Origin of the sequence: Nocardia sp. NPDC058176 (assembly GCF_042883805.1) — a bacterium.
Lineage (GTDB): Bacteria > Actinomycetota > Actinomycetes > Mycobacteriales > Mycobacteriaceae > Nocardia.
The window spans coordinates 71377-86662 of record NZ_JBHVVA010000001.1; the positions used below are offsets into that span (position 1 = coordinate 71377).

Annotated in this window: 14 protein-coding genes; 8 read left to right on the forward strand and 6 right to left on the reverse strand. The window is 68.4% G+C overall.

Annotated features, from left to right (window positions below):
• Positions 1 to 159: 159 nt before the first annotated feature.
• Entirely contained in the window at positions 160 to 1509 is a 1350-nt protein-coding gene (locus ACFVVM_RS00360) for a DoxX family protein (RefSeq protein ID WP_387611307.1), read from the forward strand.
• Positions 1510 to 1512: 3 nt separating this feature from the next.
• Here ACFVVM_RS00360 and ACFVVM_RS00365 read toward each other — a convergent pair whose 3' ends face one another.
• Complete coding sequence (locus tag ACFVVM_RS00365; protein WP_387611310.1) at positions 1513 to 1977, reverse strand: nucleoside deaminase; 465 nt, start codon at positions 1975 to 1977, stop codon at positions 1513 to 1515.
• A gap of 138 nt (positions 1978 to 2115) precedes the next feature.
• On the opposite strand from ACFVVM_RS00365, the gene cobA reads away from it, so the two are divergent.
• Positions 2116 to 3357, forward strand: coding sequence for a uroporphyrinogen-III C-methyltransferase (gene cobA / locus ACFVVM_RS00370; protein WP_387611313.1), 1242 nt, complete (start codon positions 2116 to 2118; stop codon positions 3355 to 3357).
• 78 nt (positions 3358 to 3435) lie between these two features.
• Positions 3436 to 4896: an MFS transporter gene (locus ACFVVM_RS00375; RefSeq protein ID WP_387616671.1), complete on the forward strand. Its 1461-nt coding sequence runs from the start codon at positions 3436 to 3438 to the stop codon at positions 4894 to 4896.
• A 42-nt stretch (positions 4897 to 4938) separates the two neighbouring features.
• Here the strand turns inward: ACFVVM_RS00375 and ACFVVM_RS00380 are convergent, their stop codons facing one another.
• The 3 genes from ACFVVM_RS00380 to ACFVVM_RS00390 all read right to left on the reverse strand — a co-directional run bounded on the left by ACFVVM_RS00380 (position 4939) and on the right by ACFVVM_RS00390 (position 8277).
• Positions 4939 to 5337 carry a PPOX class F420-dependent oxidoreductase gene (locus tag ACFVVM_RS00380; RefSeq protein ID WP_387611316.1) on the reverse strand — a complete coding sequence of 133 codons (399 nt, stop codon included), beginning with the start codon at positions 5335 to 5337 and terminating at the stop codon, positions 4939 to 4941.
• 71 nt (positions 5338 to 5408) lie between these two features.
• A complete protein-coding gene (locus tag ACFVVM_RS00385; protein WP_387611319.1) occupies positions 5409 to 6755 on the reverse strand; it encodes an aspartate aminotransferase family protein in 1347 nt (448 codons plus the stop codon).
• 31 nt (positions 6756 to 6786) lie between these two features.
• Entirely contained in the window at positions 6787 to 8277 is a 1491-nt protein-coding gene (locus ACFVVM_RS00390; protein WP_387611322.1) for a CoA-acylating methylmalonate-semialdehyde dehydrogenase, read from the reverse strand.
• A gap of 109 nt (positions 8278 to 8386) precedes the next feature.
• Here ACFVVM_RS00390 and ACFVVM_RS00395 point away from each other — a divergent pair, with 109 nt between their 5' ends.
• The 5 genes from ACFVVM_RS00395 (at position 8387) to ACFVVM_RS00415 (ending at position 13686) form a co-directional block, all read left to right on the forward strand.
• Positions 8387 to 10147: a PucR family transcriptional regulator gene (locus ACFVVM_RS00395; protein WP_387611325.1), complete on the forward strand. Its 1761-nt coding sequence runs from the start codon at positions 8387 to 8389 to the stop codon at positions 10145 to 10147.
• An 87-nt stretch (positions 10148 to 10234) separates the two neighbouring features.
• A complete protein-coding gene (locus ACFVVM_RS00400; protein ID WP_387611327.1) occupies positions 10235 to 10867 on the forward strand; it encodes a metal-dependent phosphohydrolase in 633 nt (210 codons plus the stop codon).
• 140 nt (positions 10868 to 11007) lie between these two features.
• Positions 11008 to 11289: an ArsR/SmtB family transcription factor gene (locus ACFVVM_RS00405; protein WP_387611329.1), complete on the forward strand. Its 282-nt coding sequence runs from the start codon at positions 11008 to 11010 to the stop codon at positions 11287 to 11289.
• The gene (locus tag ACFVVM_RS00410) at positions 11289 to 11675 is read left to right on the forward strand and encodes a VOC family protein (protein WP_387616673.1); all 387 of its coding nucleotides are present in this window, start codon (positions 11289 to 11291) and stop codon (positions 11673 to 11675) included. The genes ACFVVM_RS00405 and ACFVVM_RS00410 overlap by 1 nt, the downstream gene beginning before the upstream one ends.
• Positions 11676 to 11802: 127 nt before the next feature.
• The gene (locus ACFVVM_RS00415) at positions 11803 to 13686 is read left to right on the forward strand and encodes a hypothetical protein (protein ID WP_387611332.1); all 1884 of its coding nucleotides are present in this window, start codon (positions 11803 to 11805) and stop codon (positions 13684 to 13686) included.
• A 56-nt stretch (positions 13687 to 13742) separates the two neighbouring features.
• Here ACFVVM_RS00415 and yaaA read toward each other — a convergent pair whose 3' ends face one another.
• Together yaaA and ehuA are read right to left on the reverse strand one after the other, a co-directional pair.
• Positions 13743 to 14486, reverse strand: a complete 744-nt coding sequence (yaaA, locus tag ACFVVM_RS00420; RefSeq protein ID WP_387616675.1) for a peroxide stress protein YaaA — start codon at positions 14484 to 14486, stop codon at positions 13743 to 13745.
• Positions 14487 to 14530: 44 nt separating this feature from the next.
• On the reverse strand, positions 14531 to 15286 hold the full coding sequence (gene ehuA / locus ACFVVM_RS00425) for an ectoine/hydroxyectoine ABC transporter ATP-binding protein EhuA (RefSeq protein WP_387611335.1): 756 nt from the start codon (positions 15284 to 15286) through the stop codon (positions 14531 to 14533).

Below are 15286 nucleotides of genomic sequence, written 5' to 3' on the forward strand. Positions count from 1 at the left end.
GTTCCATACCGGCGTACCGGAAGACCGACCGGAATGTAAGCCGGGCGTCGGTGAGTGAGATTCAGGGTTGACACGGAAAAGATGGGGGTTTTCCCGGACGCGCGCCCCTGCCATCGTCGATTAGCTTCGGTAACAATCGATCTCGACGGGGAGGTGCCGGTGACCACCGCGACCATGGAGCACGCGCACGACGATCTCGCGGGCCCACCGCCACCGGCGCCGACCTGGCGTCCGATCACGCGACTCGCGTTCCGCTTCACTGTGGCCTATCTCGGGCTGTTCTGTCTGTGGATGGCGCAGATCACCTTCGTTTTCGTCGGTGTGCTGTTCGAACTGCTGCCCGATGACGCGATCGCCTGGCAGATCATCGCGCTGGCTCCGGTGAGCAGCTGGATCGGCGAGCACGTGTTCGGCGTCGAGGCCGAAGTGGTGCTGAACGGCAGCGGCGACATGGCCGCGCTGTGGATCCAGTGCGGTCTGGTGTTGCTGACCGCACTGGTGGTCACCGTGATCTGGTCGGTGCTCGACCGGCGGCGGCCGGCCTATCCGCGACTGGCCAGCTGGGCGCTGACCGGGCTGCGACTGGCGGTCGGCGGGCAGATGCTGTTCTACGGCTTCGCGAAGCTGATCCCGACGCAGATGGCGGAACCGGGGCTGGTCGCGCTGCTCACCCGCGTGGGCGACCTGAGCCCGATGGCGATGCTGTGGACCCAGGTCGGCTCCTCGCCCACCTACGAGATCGCGCTCGGCGCGGCCGAGGTGTTCGGCGGGCTGCTGCTGTTCTGGCCGCGCACCGCGACCGTGGGCGCCATGATCAGCGTGATCAGCATGGCCCAGGTGTTCCTGCTGAACATGACCTTCGACGTGCCGGTGAAGATGCTGTCCGGACACCTGCTGCTGATGAGCCTGGTGCTGTTGATCCCGCAGGCACGCAGGCTGGCGAATGTGCTCGTGCTGGAACGTGATTCGGAGCCGATGACCCAGCCGGAGTTGTTCCGGTCGCCGCGCAAGAACAGGTGGGCCACCGTGGTGCAGGTCGCCGCGGGCCTGTGGATCGTGGCCGGATGCATCTACTCCGGGACGCAGAGCTGGAACGAATACGGTGGCGGCGCACCGAAACCCGAGCTGTACGGCATCTGGGACGTCACCGAGTTCACCGTCGACGGCGAGTCGCTGCCGCCGCTGCGCACCGACGAGGTCCGCTGGCAGCGCCTGATCATCGACACGGACACCTCGGCCGTCCAGCGCATGAACGACAAGTTCGCACTGGCGGGCGCTGCCGTCGACGGGCGCACCCTGGCGGTGACCCTGGCCACGCAGGAACCGGATTCGGCGCCGTACGCGAGCTTCACCGTGGCACAACCGTCCGAAGACCAGCTGATCCTGCAGGGCGAACTCGACGGCAAGCCGAGCATGCTCACGCTGACCCGCTTCGATCACGAGCAGTTCCCGCTGCGCGCGACGGGCTTCCGCTGGGTGCAGAACGAGGCGTACTTCTTCACCGGCTGAGGGTCAGCGATCACGAGCCGGATCGGTGACCCCGATGTCCTCGAACCACAGGTCCGGCCGGGCCGCGATGAAATCGGTCATCAGCGCCACACAGCGCGGATCGTCGAGAACCCGCACCCGCACCCCGTGCTCGGCGAGCCAGTCATGGCCGCCATGGAAGGTTCGCGCTTCACCGACGAGCACCGTCCCGATGCCGAACTGGCGGACCAGGCCGCTGCAGTACCAGCACGGTGACAGCGTCGTCACCATGATCGTCGGGCGGTAGTCGCGGCGACGGCCCGCGGCGCGGAAGGCGTCGGTCTCGGCGTGCGCGCTGGGGTCGTCGTCCTGGACCCGGCGGTTGTGCCCGCGCCCGAGCAGCGTGCCGTCGGCGTCGAACAGGGCGGCCCCGATCGGGACACCGCCCTCGGCCAGCCCGCGCAGGGCTTCGTCGTAGGCGACCTCGAGGAGTGCGTTCGGCTCGGTCATGGTTCCACCTTCCGCGTGGGTGGACCGGTCGGCAACACCGGATCGCACGGCACCGCGCCGGACGGATCGTGGACGGTCGCCGCGGATGTCGGCGGGTGCGTTCGGCGGGATCCGCGCCAGGCTCTAGGCTCGGAGATTGTGCCGAACACCGCTGATGCCGCATCGAACCAGCCCGCCGGGGACCCGAACTACCTGGTAGGGCTCGATCTGCGTGAGCGGAGGGTGGTCGTGGTCGGCGGCGGTACCGTCGCCCAGCGCAGGCTCGGGCTGCTCGTCGCGTCCGGGGCCGACGTCCACGTGATCAGTCGCGAGGCCACTCCGGCGGTCGAGGGGATGGCGACCGCGGGGCAACTCACCCTCACCCTGCGCGATTACGCCGACGGCGATCTCGACGGCGCCTGGTACGCGATGGCCTGCACCGACGAACCCGAGACCAATGCCGCGGTGGTCGCCGAGGCCACCGCCCGGCGGATCTTCTGCGTGCGCGCCGACATCGCCCGCGACGGCACCGCCGTCACCCCGGCCACCGCTCGCTACGACGGCCTCAGCCTCGGCGTGCTGGCCGGTGGCGCGCACCGGCGCTCGGCGGCGGTGCGCAACGGCCTGCTCGAGGCCCTGCAATCCGGTGTGGTGACCGATGATTCGGAGCCGGTGACCCCCGGCGTCGCGCTCGTCGGCGGCGGTCCCGGCGACCCGGATCTGATCACCGTGCGTGGCCGCAGGCTGCTCGCCCGTGCCGAACTCGTCGTCGCCGACCGGCTCGCGCCGCCGGAACTGCTCGCCGAACTCGGTCCGCACGTCGAGGTGATCGATGCCGCGAAGATTCCCTACGGGCGGTCGATGGCGCAGGAGGCGATCAATCTCGCGCTCGTCGAGGGCGTCAAGGCGGGCAAGTTCGTGGTCCGGCTCAAGGGTGGCGACCCGTATGTGTTCGGCCGCGGTTACGAGGAGCTCGAGGCTTGTGTCGAGGCGGGCGTCCCGGTGACGGTGGTGCCCGGTGTCACCAGCCCGATCTCGGTGCCCGGCGCCGCGGGCATCCCGGTGACCCATCGCGGGGTGACTCACGAGTTCGTCGTGGTCAGCGGCCACGTGGCTCCCGATCATCCCGATTCGCTCGTCGACTGGCCCGCACTGGCCAAGCTGCGCGGCACCCTGGTGCTGATGATGGCGGTCGAGCGGATCGACAAGTTCGCCGACGCGCTGCTGGCCGGTGGCCGACCGGGCGACACCCCGGCCGCGGTCATCCAGGAGGGCACCCTGCGCACCCAGCGCGTGCTGCGCGCCGATCTGGCGACGGTGGCCGAGCGGGTCAAGTCCGAGGGCATCCGCCCGCCCGCGATCATCGTCATCGGCCCCACGGCGGGCTTCGGTCTCGACTAGCTTCGCGGGCCGCGCGCCCGTGCGCTGTCGTGGCGCCAATTACACTGCCTCGTTGTGCTCGATAAACCCCCTGCGGCGATGCAGTACCCGGTGAAGACGCGGGCCTTCGGCCTGGCCATTCTCGTCCTGAGCGGCCTGCAGCTCATGGTCGTGCTCGACGGCACCGTCGTGATCTTCGCCCTGCCGCGGTTGCAGCAGGAGATGGGCCTGTCCAGCTCGGGCAGCGCGTGGACCGTCACCGCCTACGGCCTCACCTTCGCCGGCTTGATGCTGCTCGGCGGCAGGCTCGGGGACGCGTTCGGCCGCAAACGGATGCTCATCATCGGTGTCGGGGTGTTCACGGCGGCCTCGCTGGCCTGCGGTCTGGCCAACAGCGAGGCGATGCTGCTGATCTCGCGCGCCCTCCAGGGCGCCGGTGCGGCGATCGCGGCGCCGACCGCGTTCGCGCTGGTCGCCACCACCTTCGCCCCCGGACCCGCGCGCAACCAGGCGATCGCGATCGTCGGTTCGATGGTCGGTATCGGTTCGGTCGGCGGCCTGGTCGTCGGCGGGGCGCTCACCGAGCTGTCCTGGCGGTGGATCTTCCTGATCAACGTGCCGATCGGCGCGCTCATCGTGCTCGGCGCGGTCTACAAGCTCACCGACACCACCCATCACCGCGTCCCCCTCGACATCAAGGGCGCCGTGCTCGGCACCCTCGCCTGCGCGACGATCGTGTTCGGCGCCACCGAGGGCCCGGCCATGGGCTGGACCAGCCCGGTGATCCTCGGAACGCTGATCGGCGGGTTCGTGCTGCTGGTGGTGTTCGTGCTGGCCGAGCGGCGCGAGGCCGATCCGCTGCTGCCGTGGTCGCTGTTCGACAGCCGGGACCGGGTCGCCACCTTCGGGCTGATCTTCCTGGCCGGTGCGGTCCTCGGCGCGAGCACCTTCTTCGTCGCCCAGCTGCTGCAGAACGTGCTCGGCTACAGCCCGCTGCAGGCCGGTGTCGCCTCGATCCCGTTCACCATCGGCATCGGTGTCGGTGGCGCCTTCGCCTCCAAGGCGGCGCTGTTGGTCGCGCCGCGCTGGTTGCTGGCGGGGGCCGCGATGGTGCTGTCGGCCGGGCTGCTGTTCGGCTCGACGCTGGACCGGCACGTGCAGTACCTGTCGACACTGCTGCCACTGCTGCTGGTGATCGGCGTCGGGGTCGGTGTCGCGATGGTGCTGGCGCCGCTGTGCGTGCTCGTCGACGTGCCGCCGTCGGATATCGGTCCGCTCTCGGCGGTCGGCCAGATGTTCATGAACCTGGCGACGCCGATCGCGATCGGCGTGCTCAGCCCGATCGCGGCCTCGCGCACCCTGTCGCTGGGCGGTCGCGACGGCACGGCCGCGGACATGAGCCCGATCGAGATCGAGGCGCTCAACAGCGGGTACACCCTCGTCCTGCTGGTCTGTGCCGGACTGGCGCTGCTGGCCGCGGTGGTCGCGCTGACGCTGCGGTTCAGCCCGCAGCAACTGGCGCAGGCCCAGCACGCGCAGGAAGAGGCCCAGCGCATCTGAGCGCGCTGGGCCCGGCGGAGTCGACTCCGCCGGGCGACGCGCTCAGAGTCCGCCGGTGACGCGGTGCGGGGTGACGCGGATGGTGATCCGGTCACCGTCGTTCACCGACGCGGGGTTGTAGTCCGCGTAGGTCTTGCCGGTGTACTTGAGCGACAGCTCGTCGGGCAGTGCCCGGTCCGGATCGGGGACGATGGTGGCGGTGCCGCGGATCGCGGCGTAGGCCTCGGGCCGCTCGGGCGGGTTCACCATGACGGTGATCCGGGGATCGCGCGCGAGGTTCTTGCCCTGCTGGCGATCGACCGTGGTGGAGAACAGCAGGTCCTCGCCCTCGCGTTTGATCCACACCACGGTCAGGTGCGGATGTCCGGTCGCCCCGAGGGTGGCGACGGTGGCGTACACCTTCCCCTCGTCCAGAAACTTCTTCAGGTCATCGGAAAGCACTGCGGTGTCAGTAGTCACGTTCCGGGGCAACACCGGACGCGGCGGGCGCATTCCGCCCGCCGCGTGTCGGGTCAGCGCGCGTCGACGGTGTGCGCGTCGGCCACGCTCAGCGCCTGGTCCAGAATCGCCAGGCCTTCCTTGGCCTCGGCCTCGCTGATCACGCACGGCGGCACCACGTGCAGCCGGTTGAAATTGACGAACGGCAGCATGCCGCCCGCCCGGCACGCCGCCACGAGCTCGGTCATCGCCGGGCTCGTCCCGCCATAGGGCGCCAACGGTTCCCGGGTCGCCCGGTCGCGCACGAGCTCGACCGCCCAGAAGACGCCGACCCCGCGCACCTCGCCGACGCTCGGATGCCGCGCCGCCAGTTCCCGCAGCCCGGGGCCGAGCACCCGCGTGCCGATGTCGAGGGCATTGTCGACGATGCCCTCCTCGTGCATCGCGGTGATCGTCGCGACGGCGGCCGCGGCGGCCAGCGGATGACCCGAATAGGTGAGCCCACCCGGGTACGGCCGCTCCGCGAAGGTCGCCGCGATCGCGGGGCCGATCGCCACCCCGCCCAGCGGGACGTACCCGGAGTTCACGCCCTTGGCGAAGGTGAGCAGATCGGGCACCACGTCGAAATGCTGGATGGCGAACCACTTTCCGGTCCGGCCGAACCCCGACATCACCTCGTCGGCGATGAAGACGATGCCGTACCGGTCGCACAGCTCCCGCACGCCGCGCATGTACTCCGGTGTGGGCACCATGATGCCCGCGGTGCCCGGTACCGACTCCAGCACGATCGCGGCGATGGTGGCCGGGCCCTCCATCTCGATGGTGCGGGCCAGGTGGGTCAGCGCGCGCTCGGTCTCCTGCGCCTCGTCCTGCGCGTGGAACTCCGAGCGGTACAGGAACGGACCGAAGAAGTGCACGACGCCCGCGTTGCCGTGGTCGTTGGGCCAGCGACGCGGGTCGCCGGTGAGGTTCACCGCGGTCTCGGTGCCACCGTGATAGGAGCGGTAGCGGGTGAGGACCTTGTAGCGGCCGGTGTGCAGCCGCGCCATCCGCACGGCGTGCTCCACCGCGTCGGCGCCGCCGTTGGTGAAGAAGATCGTGTCCAGCTCGCCGGGGGTGCGCTCGCTGATCAGGCGCGCCGCCTCCGAGCGTGCGTCATTGGCGAAATGTGGTGCGACGGTACACATCTTGGCGGCCTGCGCCTGGATCGCGGCGACCACCTTCGGATGCTGGTGGCCGATGTTGGTGTTCACCATCATCGACGAGAAGTCCAGCAGCCGGTTGCCCTCGCCGTCCCAGACATAGCAGCCCTCGGCCGCGGTGAGCACCGTCGGCGTGAGATGTGCCTGCGCGGACCAGGAATGGAAGACGTGGCGGCGGTCGAGTTCGTAGGTGCGGGCCGCGTCGTCGGAAAGCGTCATCGGCGATCTCTCCTGTGTTGAGGGGAACGTGTCACTTGTTCTGGGGGAAGCCGAGTTCCAGCCCGCCGTGACTCGGGTCGAGCCAGCGGGTGGTGATCGCCTTGGTCCTGGTGAAGAAGTGCACGCCGTCGGTGCCGTGGGCGTGTGAGTCGCCGAACAGCGAGTTCTTCCAGCCGCCGAAACTGTAGTAGGCCATGGGTACCGGGATCGGGACGTTGACCCCGACCATGCCGACCTCCACCTCGTGGTGGAACCGTCGCGCCGCGCCGCCGTCGTTGGTGAAGATGGCGGTGCCGTTGCCGTAGCGATTGGCGTTGATCAGCGCCACCGCCTCCTCGTAGGTGCCGACCCGCACGACCGAGAGCACCGGGCCGAAGATCTCGTCGGTGTAGACGCTCATCGTGGGCGTCACGGCGTCCAGAATCGTCGGCCCGAGCCAGAATCCGTCCGGTGCGCCCTCGACGGTGAGCGCGCGGCCGTCGAGAACCACACTGGCACCGGCGTTCTCGCCCGCGTCGATGTACTCGGCGACGCGATCACGGTGGGCGCGGGTGATCAACGGTCCCATGTCGGCGCCGGAGGTTCCCGCGCCGGTGACGATGGTCGCGGCCCGCTCGCCGATCTTGGCGACCAGCTCGTCGGCGACCCCGCCCACGGCGACGACCACGCTGATCGCCATGCACCGCTCACCCGCCGAACCGAACCCGGCGTTCACCGCGGCGTCGGCGGCCAGATCCAGATCGGCGTCGGGCAGCACCACCATGTGGTTCTTGGCGCCGCCGAGGGCCTGTACCCGCTTACCCGCCGCGGTACCGCGCTGGAAGACGTACTTGGCGATCGGGGTCGAGCCGACGAAGGAGACCGCTTTGATCCCCGGGTTGTCCAGCAGTTCGTCGACGGCGACCTTGTCGCCCTGCACGACGTTGAACACCCCGTCGGGCAGCCCGGCCTCCTGCCACAGCCGCGCCAGCCACAGCGCCGCCGACGGGTCCTTCTCGCTCGGCTTGAGCACCACCGTGTTGCCCGAGCCGATGGCCAGCGGGAAGAACCACATCGGCACCATGGCCGGGAAGTTGAAGGGCGCGATGATCGCCACCGGGCCCAGCGGCTGTCGCACCGACTGGATGTCGACATCGGTGGAGGCGTTCTCGGTGAACCCGCCCTTGAGCAGATGCGGGATGCCGCAGGCGAATTCGACGACCTCGAGACCGCGGGTCACCTCGCCGAGCGCGTCGGCGGCGACCTTGCCGTGCTCGGCGGTGATCACCGCGGCCAGCTCCTCCTTGCGCTCGTTGAGCAGCTCGCGGAAGCGGAACAGCACCTGGGTGCGGCGGGTGAGCGAGGTGTCGCGCCAGGTCGCGAAGGCCAGCGTCGCCGCGTCGATCGCGGCGCGGGTGTCGGCCACGTTCGCCAGCGCCAGTTCGCCGGTGACGGCGCCTGTGGCGGGATTGGTCACCGGTGCGGTGGTCTCGCTGGTGCCGGAGACCGGTTTGCCGTCGATCCAATGGCCGATGGACTGCATGGATTCCTCGTTTCGCCGGGAACGGTGGTGTCTCCACCCTGGCCGATGGCGGTGGTCGCGCGGGCCGACGATCTGTACGCGTTTCCGGATTTCGTATTACGATTCGTCGGTGCTGTTGACCGTGGCCGACGTGCTCGCGACGCCGGTGGTTCAGGCCGGGCAACCGGAGGTCGTCTGCGCCGCGAATCTGGACCGGCCGGTGCGCTGGGTGCATGTCAGTGACCAGGCTGAGATCGCCCATGTGCTGGTCGGGGCCGAATTGATCCTGACCACCGGGCAGGCGCTGGCCGCGCCGGAACCCGCGCGGATCGCCTATCTGCGCTCGCTGGCCGCCGCGGGTGTGGCGGGTCTGGTGGTGGAGCTGGGCAGCTACGTGAGCGAACTGGGTCCGGTCGTAGCGGCCAGCGCTGCCGAATTGGGGCTACCGGTGATCGCCCTGCACCGGGTGACCCGTTTCGTCGAGATCACCGAGGCCGTGCACCGGGTGATCGTGGCCGACCAGTACGCCGAACTCGAATTCGCCCGCACCGTGCACGAGACCTTCACCGAGCTGAGCGTGCGCCGCGCCGCGCTCACCGAGATCGTCAAGACCGCGGCGGGCATGCTCGACGCCTCGGTGGTGCTCGAGGATCTGGCCCGGCGGGTCCTCGCCGCGACCGCCCGAAACACGAGTTCGGCTGCGCTGCTGGACAATTGGGAGTCGGTCTCGCGCCTGCTGCCGGAGGGTCCCGGTGTCGTCGCCGTCGGCCCGCACACCGAGCGCTGGGGCAGGCTGATCCTGCGCTCGGACCGGGTGCCGACCCCGCGCGCCACCATGGTCCTCGAACGCGCCGCCCAGACCCTCACCCTGCACCGGATGATCGATCGCGACCGCTTCGGCCTGCACCAGCAGGCCCAGACCGGGCTGATCGCCGACCTGATCGAGGGCAGGGTGATCGACGAACGCGACGCCATCGCCCGCGCCGCGGCACTCGGCCTGATCCGCCGCGCCCGCTATGTGCCGCTGGCCATCGAGATCGAAACCGTCGCCGAATCCGATCCGGTCGCCGGCCAGCGCCGCAGCGCCGCCGTGGTCGAAGCGGTGACCCACGGCCTCGGTATCACCGCCGCCTCGGCACTCAGCGCGGTCGAACACCGCCCGGCGGTGCGGCGGGCGGCGGGCCACCGATCGGGCGGTGGGCGCATCCCCGCCGAGCCGACCGACACCGCGCGACAACGCGCGGACGAGCGGGTCGAGAAGCGGCGCTCCGCGGGGGACCGGTCAGCCGAGCAGCGGGTCGATGGGGAGCGGATTGCCGGGGAGCGGGTGACGATGATCCTCGCGGTGCCCCTCGGGGCGGCGGTCGACGAGCATCTGCGCCTGGTGTGCGCGGCCGTGCTGACCGAGGTGCGGCGGGTGGACGGGGTGCGGCGCGCGGTGATCGGCGTCGGCGCCGATGCCGATTCGCTGCTCGACACCGCCGCGCAATTGGCCCACGCCGCCGATGTCGCCGCGGTGGCACAGTCGATGTCCGGGGCATCGGCGCGACTGTTCTTCCGCAGCGCCGACATCCGGTTGCGCGGCCTGCTCTCCTCGATCCGCGACGAGCCGAGCGTGCAGAGCTTCGCCGAAACCGAACTCGGCGCCCTGCTGCGCTACGACATCCGCCACGACACCGACCTCACCGGCACCCTGCGCAGCTTCCTCGACCTGGCGGGCAACAAAACCGAACTCGCCAAAGCCCTTTCGATCAGCCGCCCCACTCTCTACGACCGCCTGGCCCGCATCGAGCGCATCCTCGCCGTAGACCTCGACGACGGCGAATCCCGCACCTCCCTCCACGCCGCCCTCCTCGTGCGCGATCTCACCACCGGCAGCGACGAACTCTGAACTGTGTCCCGCGCGAATGTCGAGATCCGCGAACCTCGCTTGCTTCGGGGGATTGCCGGTGTCGGTGGGTACGAACAGAATTGGTGGATGAGCGCGTTGTCGGAGAATCTGCTGGAACGATGGATCGCGGTGGCCGGGGCCGAGTCCGCACAGATCGGTGCGGGCATCATCGGCCGCTATGCCGAACCCCATCGGCGGTACCACACCCAGACCCACCTGGCCGTGATGCTCGCGGCGATCGACGAATTGGCCGCGGTCGCCGCCGATCCCGCCGCCGTCCGCTATGCGGCGTTCTTCCACGACGCGATCTACGCCGTGTCCCGCGCCGACAACGAGGAACGGAGCGCCGAGCTGGCCCGCGATGTCCTCGAATCCCTGGGCGCCGCACCGCAACTGGTCGCCGAGGTGGCGCGCCTGGTGGTACTCACCCGCGGCCACGATCCCGAGGCCGGTGATGCCAACGGGGCGGTGCTCTGCGACGCCGACCTGGTCGTACTGGCCGGAACCTCGCAGGAGTACGCCGCCTACACCGCCGCCGTGCGCGCCGAATACGCCGCCGTCCCCGACGATCTGTTCCGTTCCGGGCGGGCCGCGGTCCTGCGCAAACTGGCCGAACAGCCCCGCCTGTTCCGCACCGCGCTCGCCCACGACCGCTACGAGGAACGCGCTCGCGCCAACCTGGCCGCCGAGCTGGCCGACCTCACCGCTGTGTCCCCCTGAGACCACGTCGCGCTGTCCGGCGCCGTCGCAGCGAGGGAGTCGTCATACGGTTCGTATCGTGCCGAGCTGCGTGTTTCCTGCGGTGTTGCTTGACATGCAAGCGTTGGCTTGCCTATGGTCGGCGAAGACAGGAGAACACCGTGACCGACATCTTCGCCGCCTTGGCCGACCCCACGCGACGGGCACTGCTCGACGAACTCGCCGATCGGGACGGGCAGACCCTGTTCGAACTGTGTGGTCGGCTGGCCATGAAACACCAGATCAGCTCGTCCCGGCAGGCGATCACCCAGCACCTCGGGGTGCTCGAGACGGTCGGCCTGGTGCACACCCGCCGGGATGGTCGATACAAGTTCCATCACGCCGATTTCGCGCCGCTGCGCGCGGTGTCGGGGCGGTGGCCGATTCCGCAGGAGGACTCATGATTCGCATCGGCGTGACCAGCATCTTCGTCGACGACCAGGACAAGGCCCAGGCCTTCTACACCGATGTCCTCGGCTTCCAGCTCAAGGACAAGGTCGCCCTCGGCGCCCACAGCTGGCTGACCGTCGTCTCCACCGCCGACCCCGACGGCACCCAGCTCTCACTGGAACCCGACGAACACCCCGCCGCCAAGGCCTACAAGACGGCACTGAGCGCCGACGGCATCCCCGTCATGGCCTTCACCGTCGACGACGTCGAAACCGAACACCGCCGCCTCACCGCCCGCGGCGTCGAGTTCACCCAGGCACCCCTCGCCATGGGCCCCGTCGTCACCGCCGTCTTCGACGACACCTGCGGCAACCTCGTCCAACTCGTCTCCCCGGCTTAGCCGTCTGTACCTGAAAGCGCCGCTGGCACAGGTGTGAGCTGGTGTTCGGTCTGTCGGATCACCGGGAGCGGCTGCCCTGCAACATTTTTCAACAGACTTTCGATCGTGGCAGGCGTAGCGTGTGTTTGTGGCCACGCCTTTGGACGAAGCGCAGCAAGTCTGGGATCGTTTGGTCGACGAGAAGGTTGTCAGCGTCGAGCACTATGACAACGATCTGGTCGATCAACTCCACAGTGCGTTGGGAATCGCGCGAGGAGCCGATCTCCGTGTGGCACTGGCTGATGTCACCGCAGACGAGTTCGTTCGCGCGTTGCTCGGAGCTGTTGCCCCGTTCGCACGCATGATGGTCGAGCTGCTTGCGCTTTGCGAGAGAATTCAGGCGCGTCGTGGTGATGCTCCAGACCTCACGATCCGGTTCAACTTCGCCGAGAACACCGACGCACTAGAGCTCGATCTCACCGCGTTTCGGGCGCAGGCGGTTCGGTTCAGCCGAGTTGTCGTTCCGCGGCGCCGTCCTATCTGGGACGAACGTGCAATGTTCGCCGTCTACGGCGCTGTCATGGAGCTGCGCCGCAGTCTCGGCGTAAGCGACGATGAAGCCTTTGGTACGACGAGTCGAGACCCCGGGGACCGCTGGCAGACCTTGCGCGTCTCCAAGAGTGGTGTCCCGGTACTCGATGAGGTGTTGGCGAAGTTGGCCAGGCTGTACAACGATTTCGGGGCCGAAGTCGCAGCGGAGCCCTTCGATGATGCTCTTGATCATCCCCTGGGCGAGGACAACATACGGCCTCTCCGGCGTTCGAGACTGGTCAGTGACCGATGGGACCGGATCGCAGTCGAAATCACGCTCATCGCACGGAGGGTCCGCGCAGCACCGAGGACCTGGTCGGAAACGATCGACGAACGTGTGAAGGAGATCGCATACGTTCTCTCGAATATTCCCTTCGTCGAGCTCATGGTCGATCAGGAAGTCCGCGAGCTGACCGACGTGCTGGCACTGCCGATGTGGGGCAAGAGACATGAGCTCTACGCCGCCTGGATGTTTCCTCGCATTGTCGAGGCGATCGGATACGACCGTCTACGGATTCATGTAGTCGACGATCGACTGTCGTTCGACTTTCGAGGATCGCATCTTGCGACGTTCGACACGGTCGACGGTTTCGCTGAGATCTGGGCGGAACTGCGCACCCCGTATGAGCCAGGCACGACACAACGGCAATTGCTCGGCAAAGGTCGCTCACGTGCGGTGCAGCCCGACTACAGTCTCACCATCCCTTCGAGCGAAGGAGGAGGCGGCACCTTTCTCGCAGTGGAATGCAAGCAGTACCGTCGATACTCCTCGAATCACTCTAAAGCCTTGCACGACTACGTTCTCGCGCTTCCTGGGGCCGAAGTCGTCCTCGCCGCTCACGGTCCTGTCAGCCGCAATGTTCGGGGCCGTGTCGACGCCTCGAACAGGTACCGCGCACACGCGGTGGGATATCTCCGTCCAGGCAACGAGCGAGAATTGGAGACATTTGCGGCGGTGGTATCCGCGGCTGTTCCCGACGCTCCGGTGGTGGTGCGTCAACCCCCTGAGCCTGGGATCGAGGTGCGGACGATCCCACGGCAAGGGCCGGTGCGCGTCGAATTGACCTGGCGGAGTGCTGGTGTCGACCTCGATCTGCACGCCTGGTGCGCTGATGATGTACATGTCGGATTTCGGTCACCACGAGCTGCGTATCAGGGGGGTCAGGTGGTGCTGCTGGGGGATGTGCTCGATCCTCCAGGACCCGAGGTGATGACCGTCAGCGGTACCGGACGTGTGGATGTTTTCGTGCACTCGTTCAGCGGGCAGCCCGTCGCGCAAGTCGGCGGTATGGTGAAGATCATCACCGATCGGCAGCAAGAGGGTGAAACGATCGAAGTTGCCGCGGATTCGAGCACCGATGAGTGGTTCCATGTGTGCACTGTGCTCGCTGATCGTGTTGAAATGGTGGGTTGCCTGTACCCGAGGCCACCAGGCGAGTGAGCGAGAGCATTCGACGAGTGTGATGCGGCCCTCGTCCAACTTGTCCCGCTGGTTGTCTAGGTGATGATCAAGAGTTCGGTGGGGGAGGCGATTTCGGCGCGGAGGCCCGCTTTGGTGGCCACTCGGGCCACCGCGCGGATGTCGGTGGGTTCGGCGCGGGTGAGGACGAGGGCGCGGGCGAGCAGGCCCTTGTGGTGTTTGTTGAAGTGCGAGACGACGGTGCGTGAGCCGTCGGGGTGTTCGGTGAGGACGTTGGCGGTGATGGCGTCGGGGACGCGGCCGAGCTGCTGGTAGGTGCCTGAGCGGAGGTCGATGACGAGTTCGCCGGCGGCCTCGGCGTAGAGGGCGTCGGGCAGGACCTCGCGCCACAGGGCCGAGAGGGTGGGCAGGCCGGGGAGTTTGGTGCCGCCGGAGAGGCGGTAGGCGGGGATGGGGTCGGCGGCGCGGACGGCGCCGAACAGGGCCGAGCCGATGCCGAGGCGGGCGTAGGCCTTCGCCCGCTGGACCTTGGTGAACGACTTCGCGTCCAGCGCGTCGTAGAGGACGCCGGTGTAGCGCTCGAGCGCGGGGCGGGTGGCCGAGGTGCGCAGGCTCGCGTTGCGGGCGATCTCCGCGTCGGCGCCCTTGCCGAGCCCGAGGACAGTGGCCGAGGCGACCGGGTCGCCCGCCAGTCCGACCACCTCGGTGATCAGCTTGTCGCGCACCGCCGTGAGCTGCGGCATCGCCAGATGGGCGAGGTCGAGCGGCGCGCCCGATCCGCCGTCGGACTTGGTCTCGGAGGGAGGCAGCAGCACCAGCACGATCGTCAACGGTAATCGTGCCGGTGCCGCCACCGGACTCCGGGTCAGCGCACGGCTTCGAGGAACTTGCGGGTGCGCTCGTTGGTCGGGTCCTCGAAGATCTGCTCCGGGGGACCCTGTTCGATGATCCGGCCCGCGTCGAACATCAGCACCCGATCCGACACCTCGCGCGCGAAACGCATCTCGTGGGTCACGATCAGCATGGTGATGTCGGTGGTCTCGGCGATCGTGCGCAGCACGTCGAGGACGTCACCGACCAGTTCCGGGTCCAGTGCCGAGGTCACCTCGTCGAGCAGCATGACCTTCGGGTCCATCGCGCAGCACCGCGCGATCGCCACCCGCTGCTGCTGGCCACCCGAGAGCCGGGTGGGGTGCTCGTCGGCCTTGTCGGCCAGACCGACCACGTCGAGCAGATGCCTGGCCCGTTCCCGCGCTTCGGTTTTCGACTTGCCGAGCACGTGGATGGGAGCCTCGGTGATGTTCTCCAGCACCGTCATGTTCGGGAACAGATTGAACTGCTGGAACACCATGCCGATCTTGGTGCGGACCTCGCGCAGGTGTTTCTCCTTGGCGGGCACCAGCTTTCCGCCGCGCTCGGTGTGGGTGAGCGGGGCGCCGTCGACCCAGATCACGCCGTCGCTGATGGACTCCAGGGTCATCAGCAGCCGCAGGATGGTGGTCTTGCCGGACCCGGAAGGCCCGATCAGGGCCACCTTCTCGCCACGGCTGACACTGAAATCGAGGTGGTCGAGCACGACGTTGTCGCCGAAGCGTTTGACCACCTGATCGAATCGGATCAT

What these genes read in the sequence shown, in the direction of transcription:
- ACFVVM_RS00385 (WP_387611319.1), bottom strand. Translation starts at nt 6,755, where the DNA reads ATGACGCTTTCCGACGACGCGGCCCGCACCTACGAACTCGACCGCCGC.
- ACFVVM_RS00390 (WP_387611322.1), bottom strand. Translation starts at nt 8,277, where the DNA reads ATGCAGTCCATCGGCCATTGGATCGACGGCAAACCGGTCTCCGGCACC.
- ACFVVM_RS00375 (WP_387616671.1), top strand. Translation starts at nt 3,436, where the DNA reads ATGCAGTACCCGGTGAAGACGCGGGCCTTCGGCCTGGCCATTCTCGTC.
- ACFVVM_RS00365 (WP_387611310.1), bottom strand. Translation starts at nt 1,977, where the DNA reads ATGACCGAGCCGAACGCACTCCTCGAGGTCGCCTACGACGAAGCCCTG.
- ehuA (WP_387611335.1), bottom strand. Translation starts at nt 15,286, where the DNA reads ATGATCCGATTCGATCAGGTGGTCAAACGCTTCGGCGACAACGTCGTG.
- ACFVVM_RS00400 (WP_387611327.1), top strand. Translation starts at nt 10,235, where the DNA reads ATGAGCGCGTTGTCGGAGAATCTGCTGGAACGATGGATCGCGGTGGCC.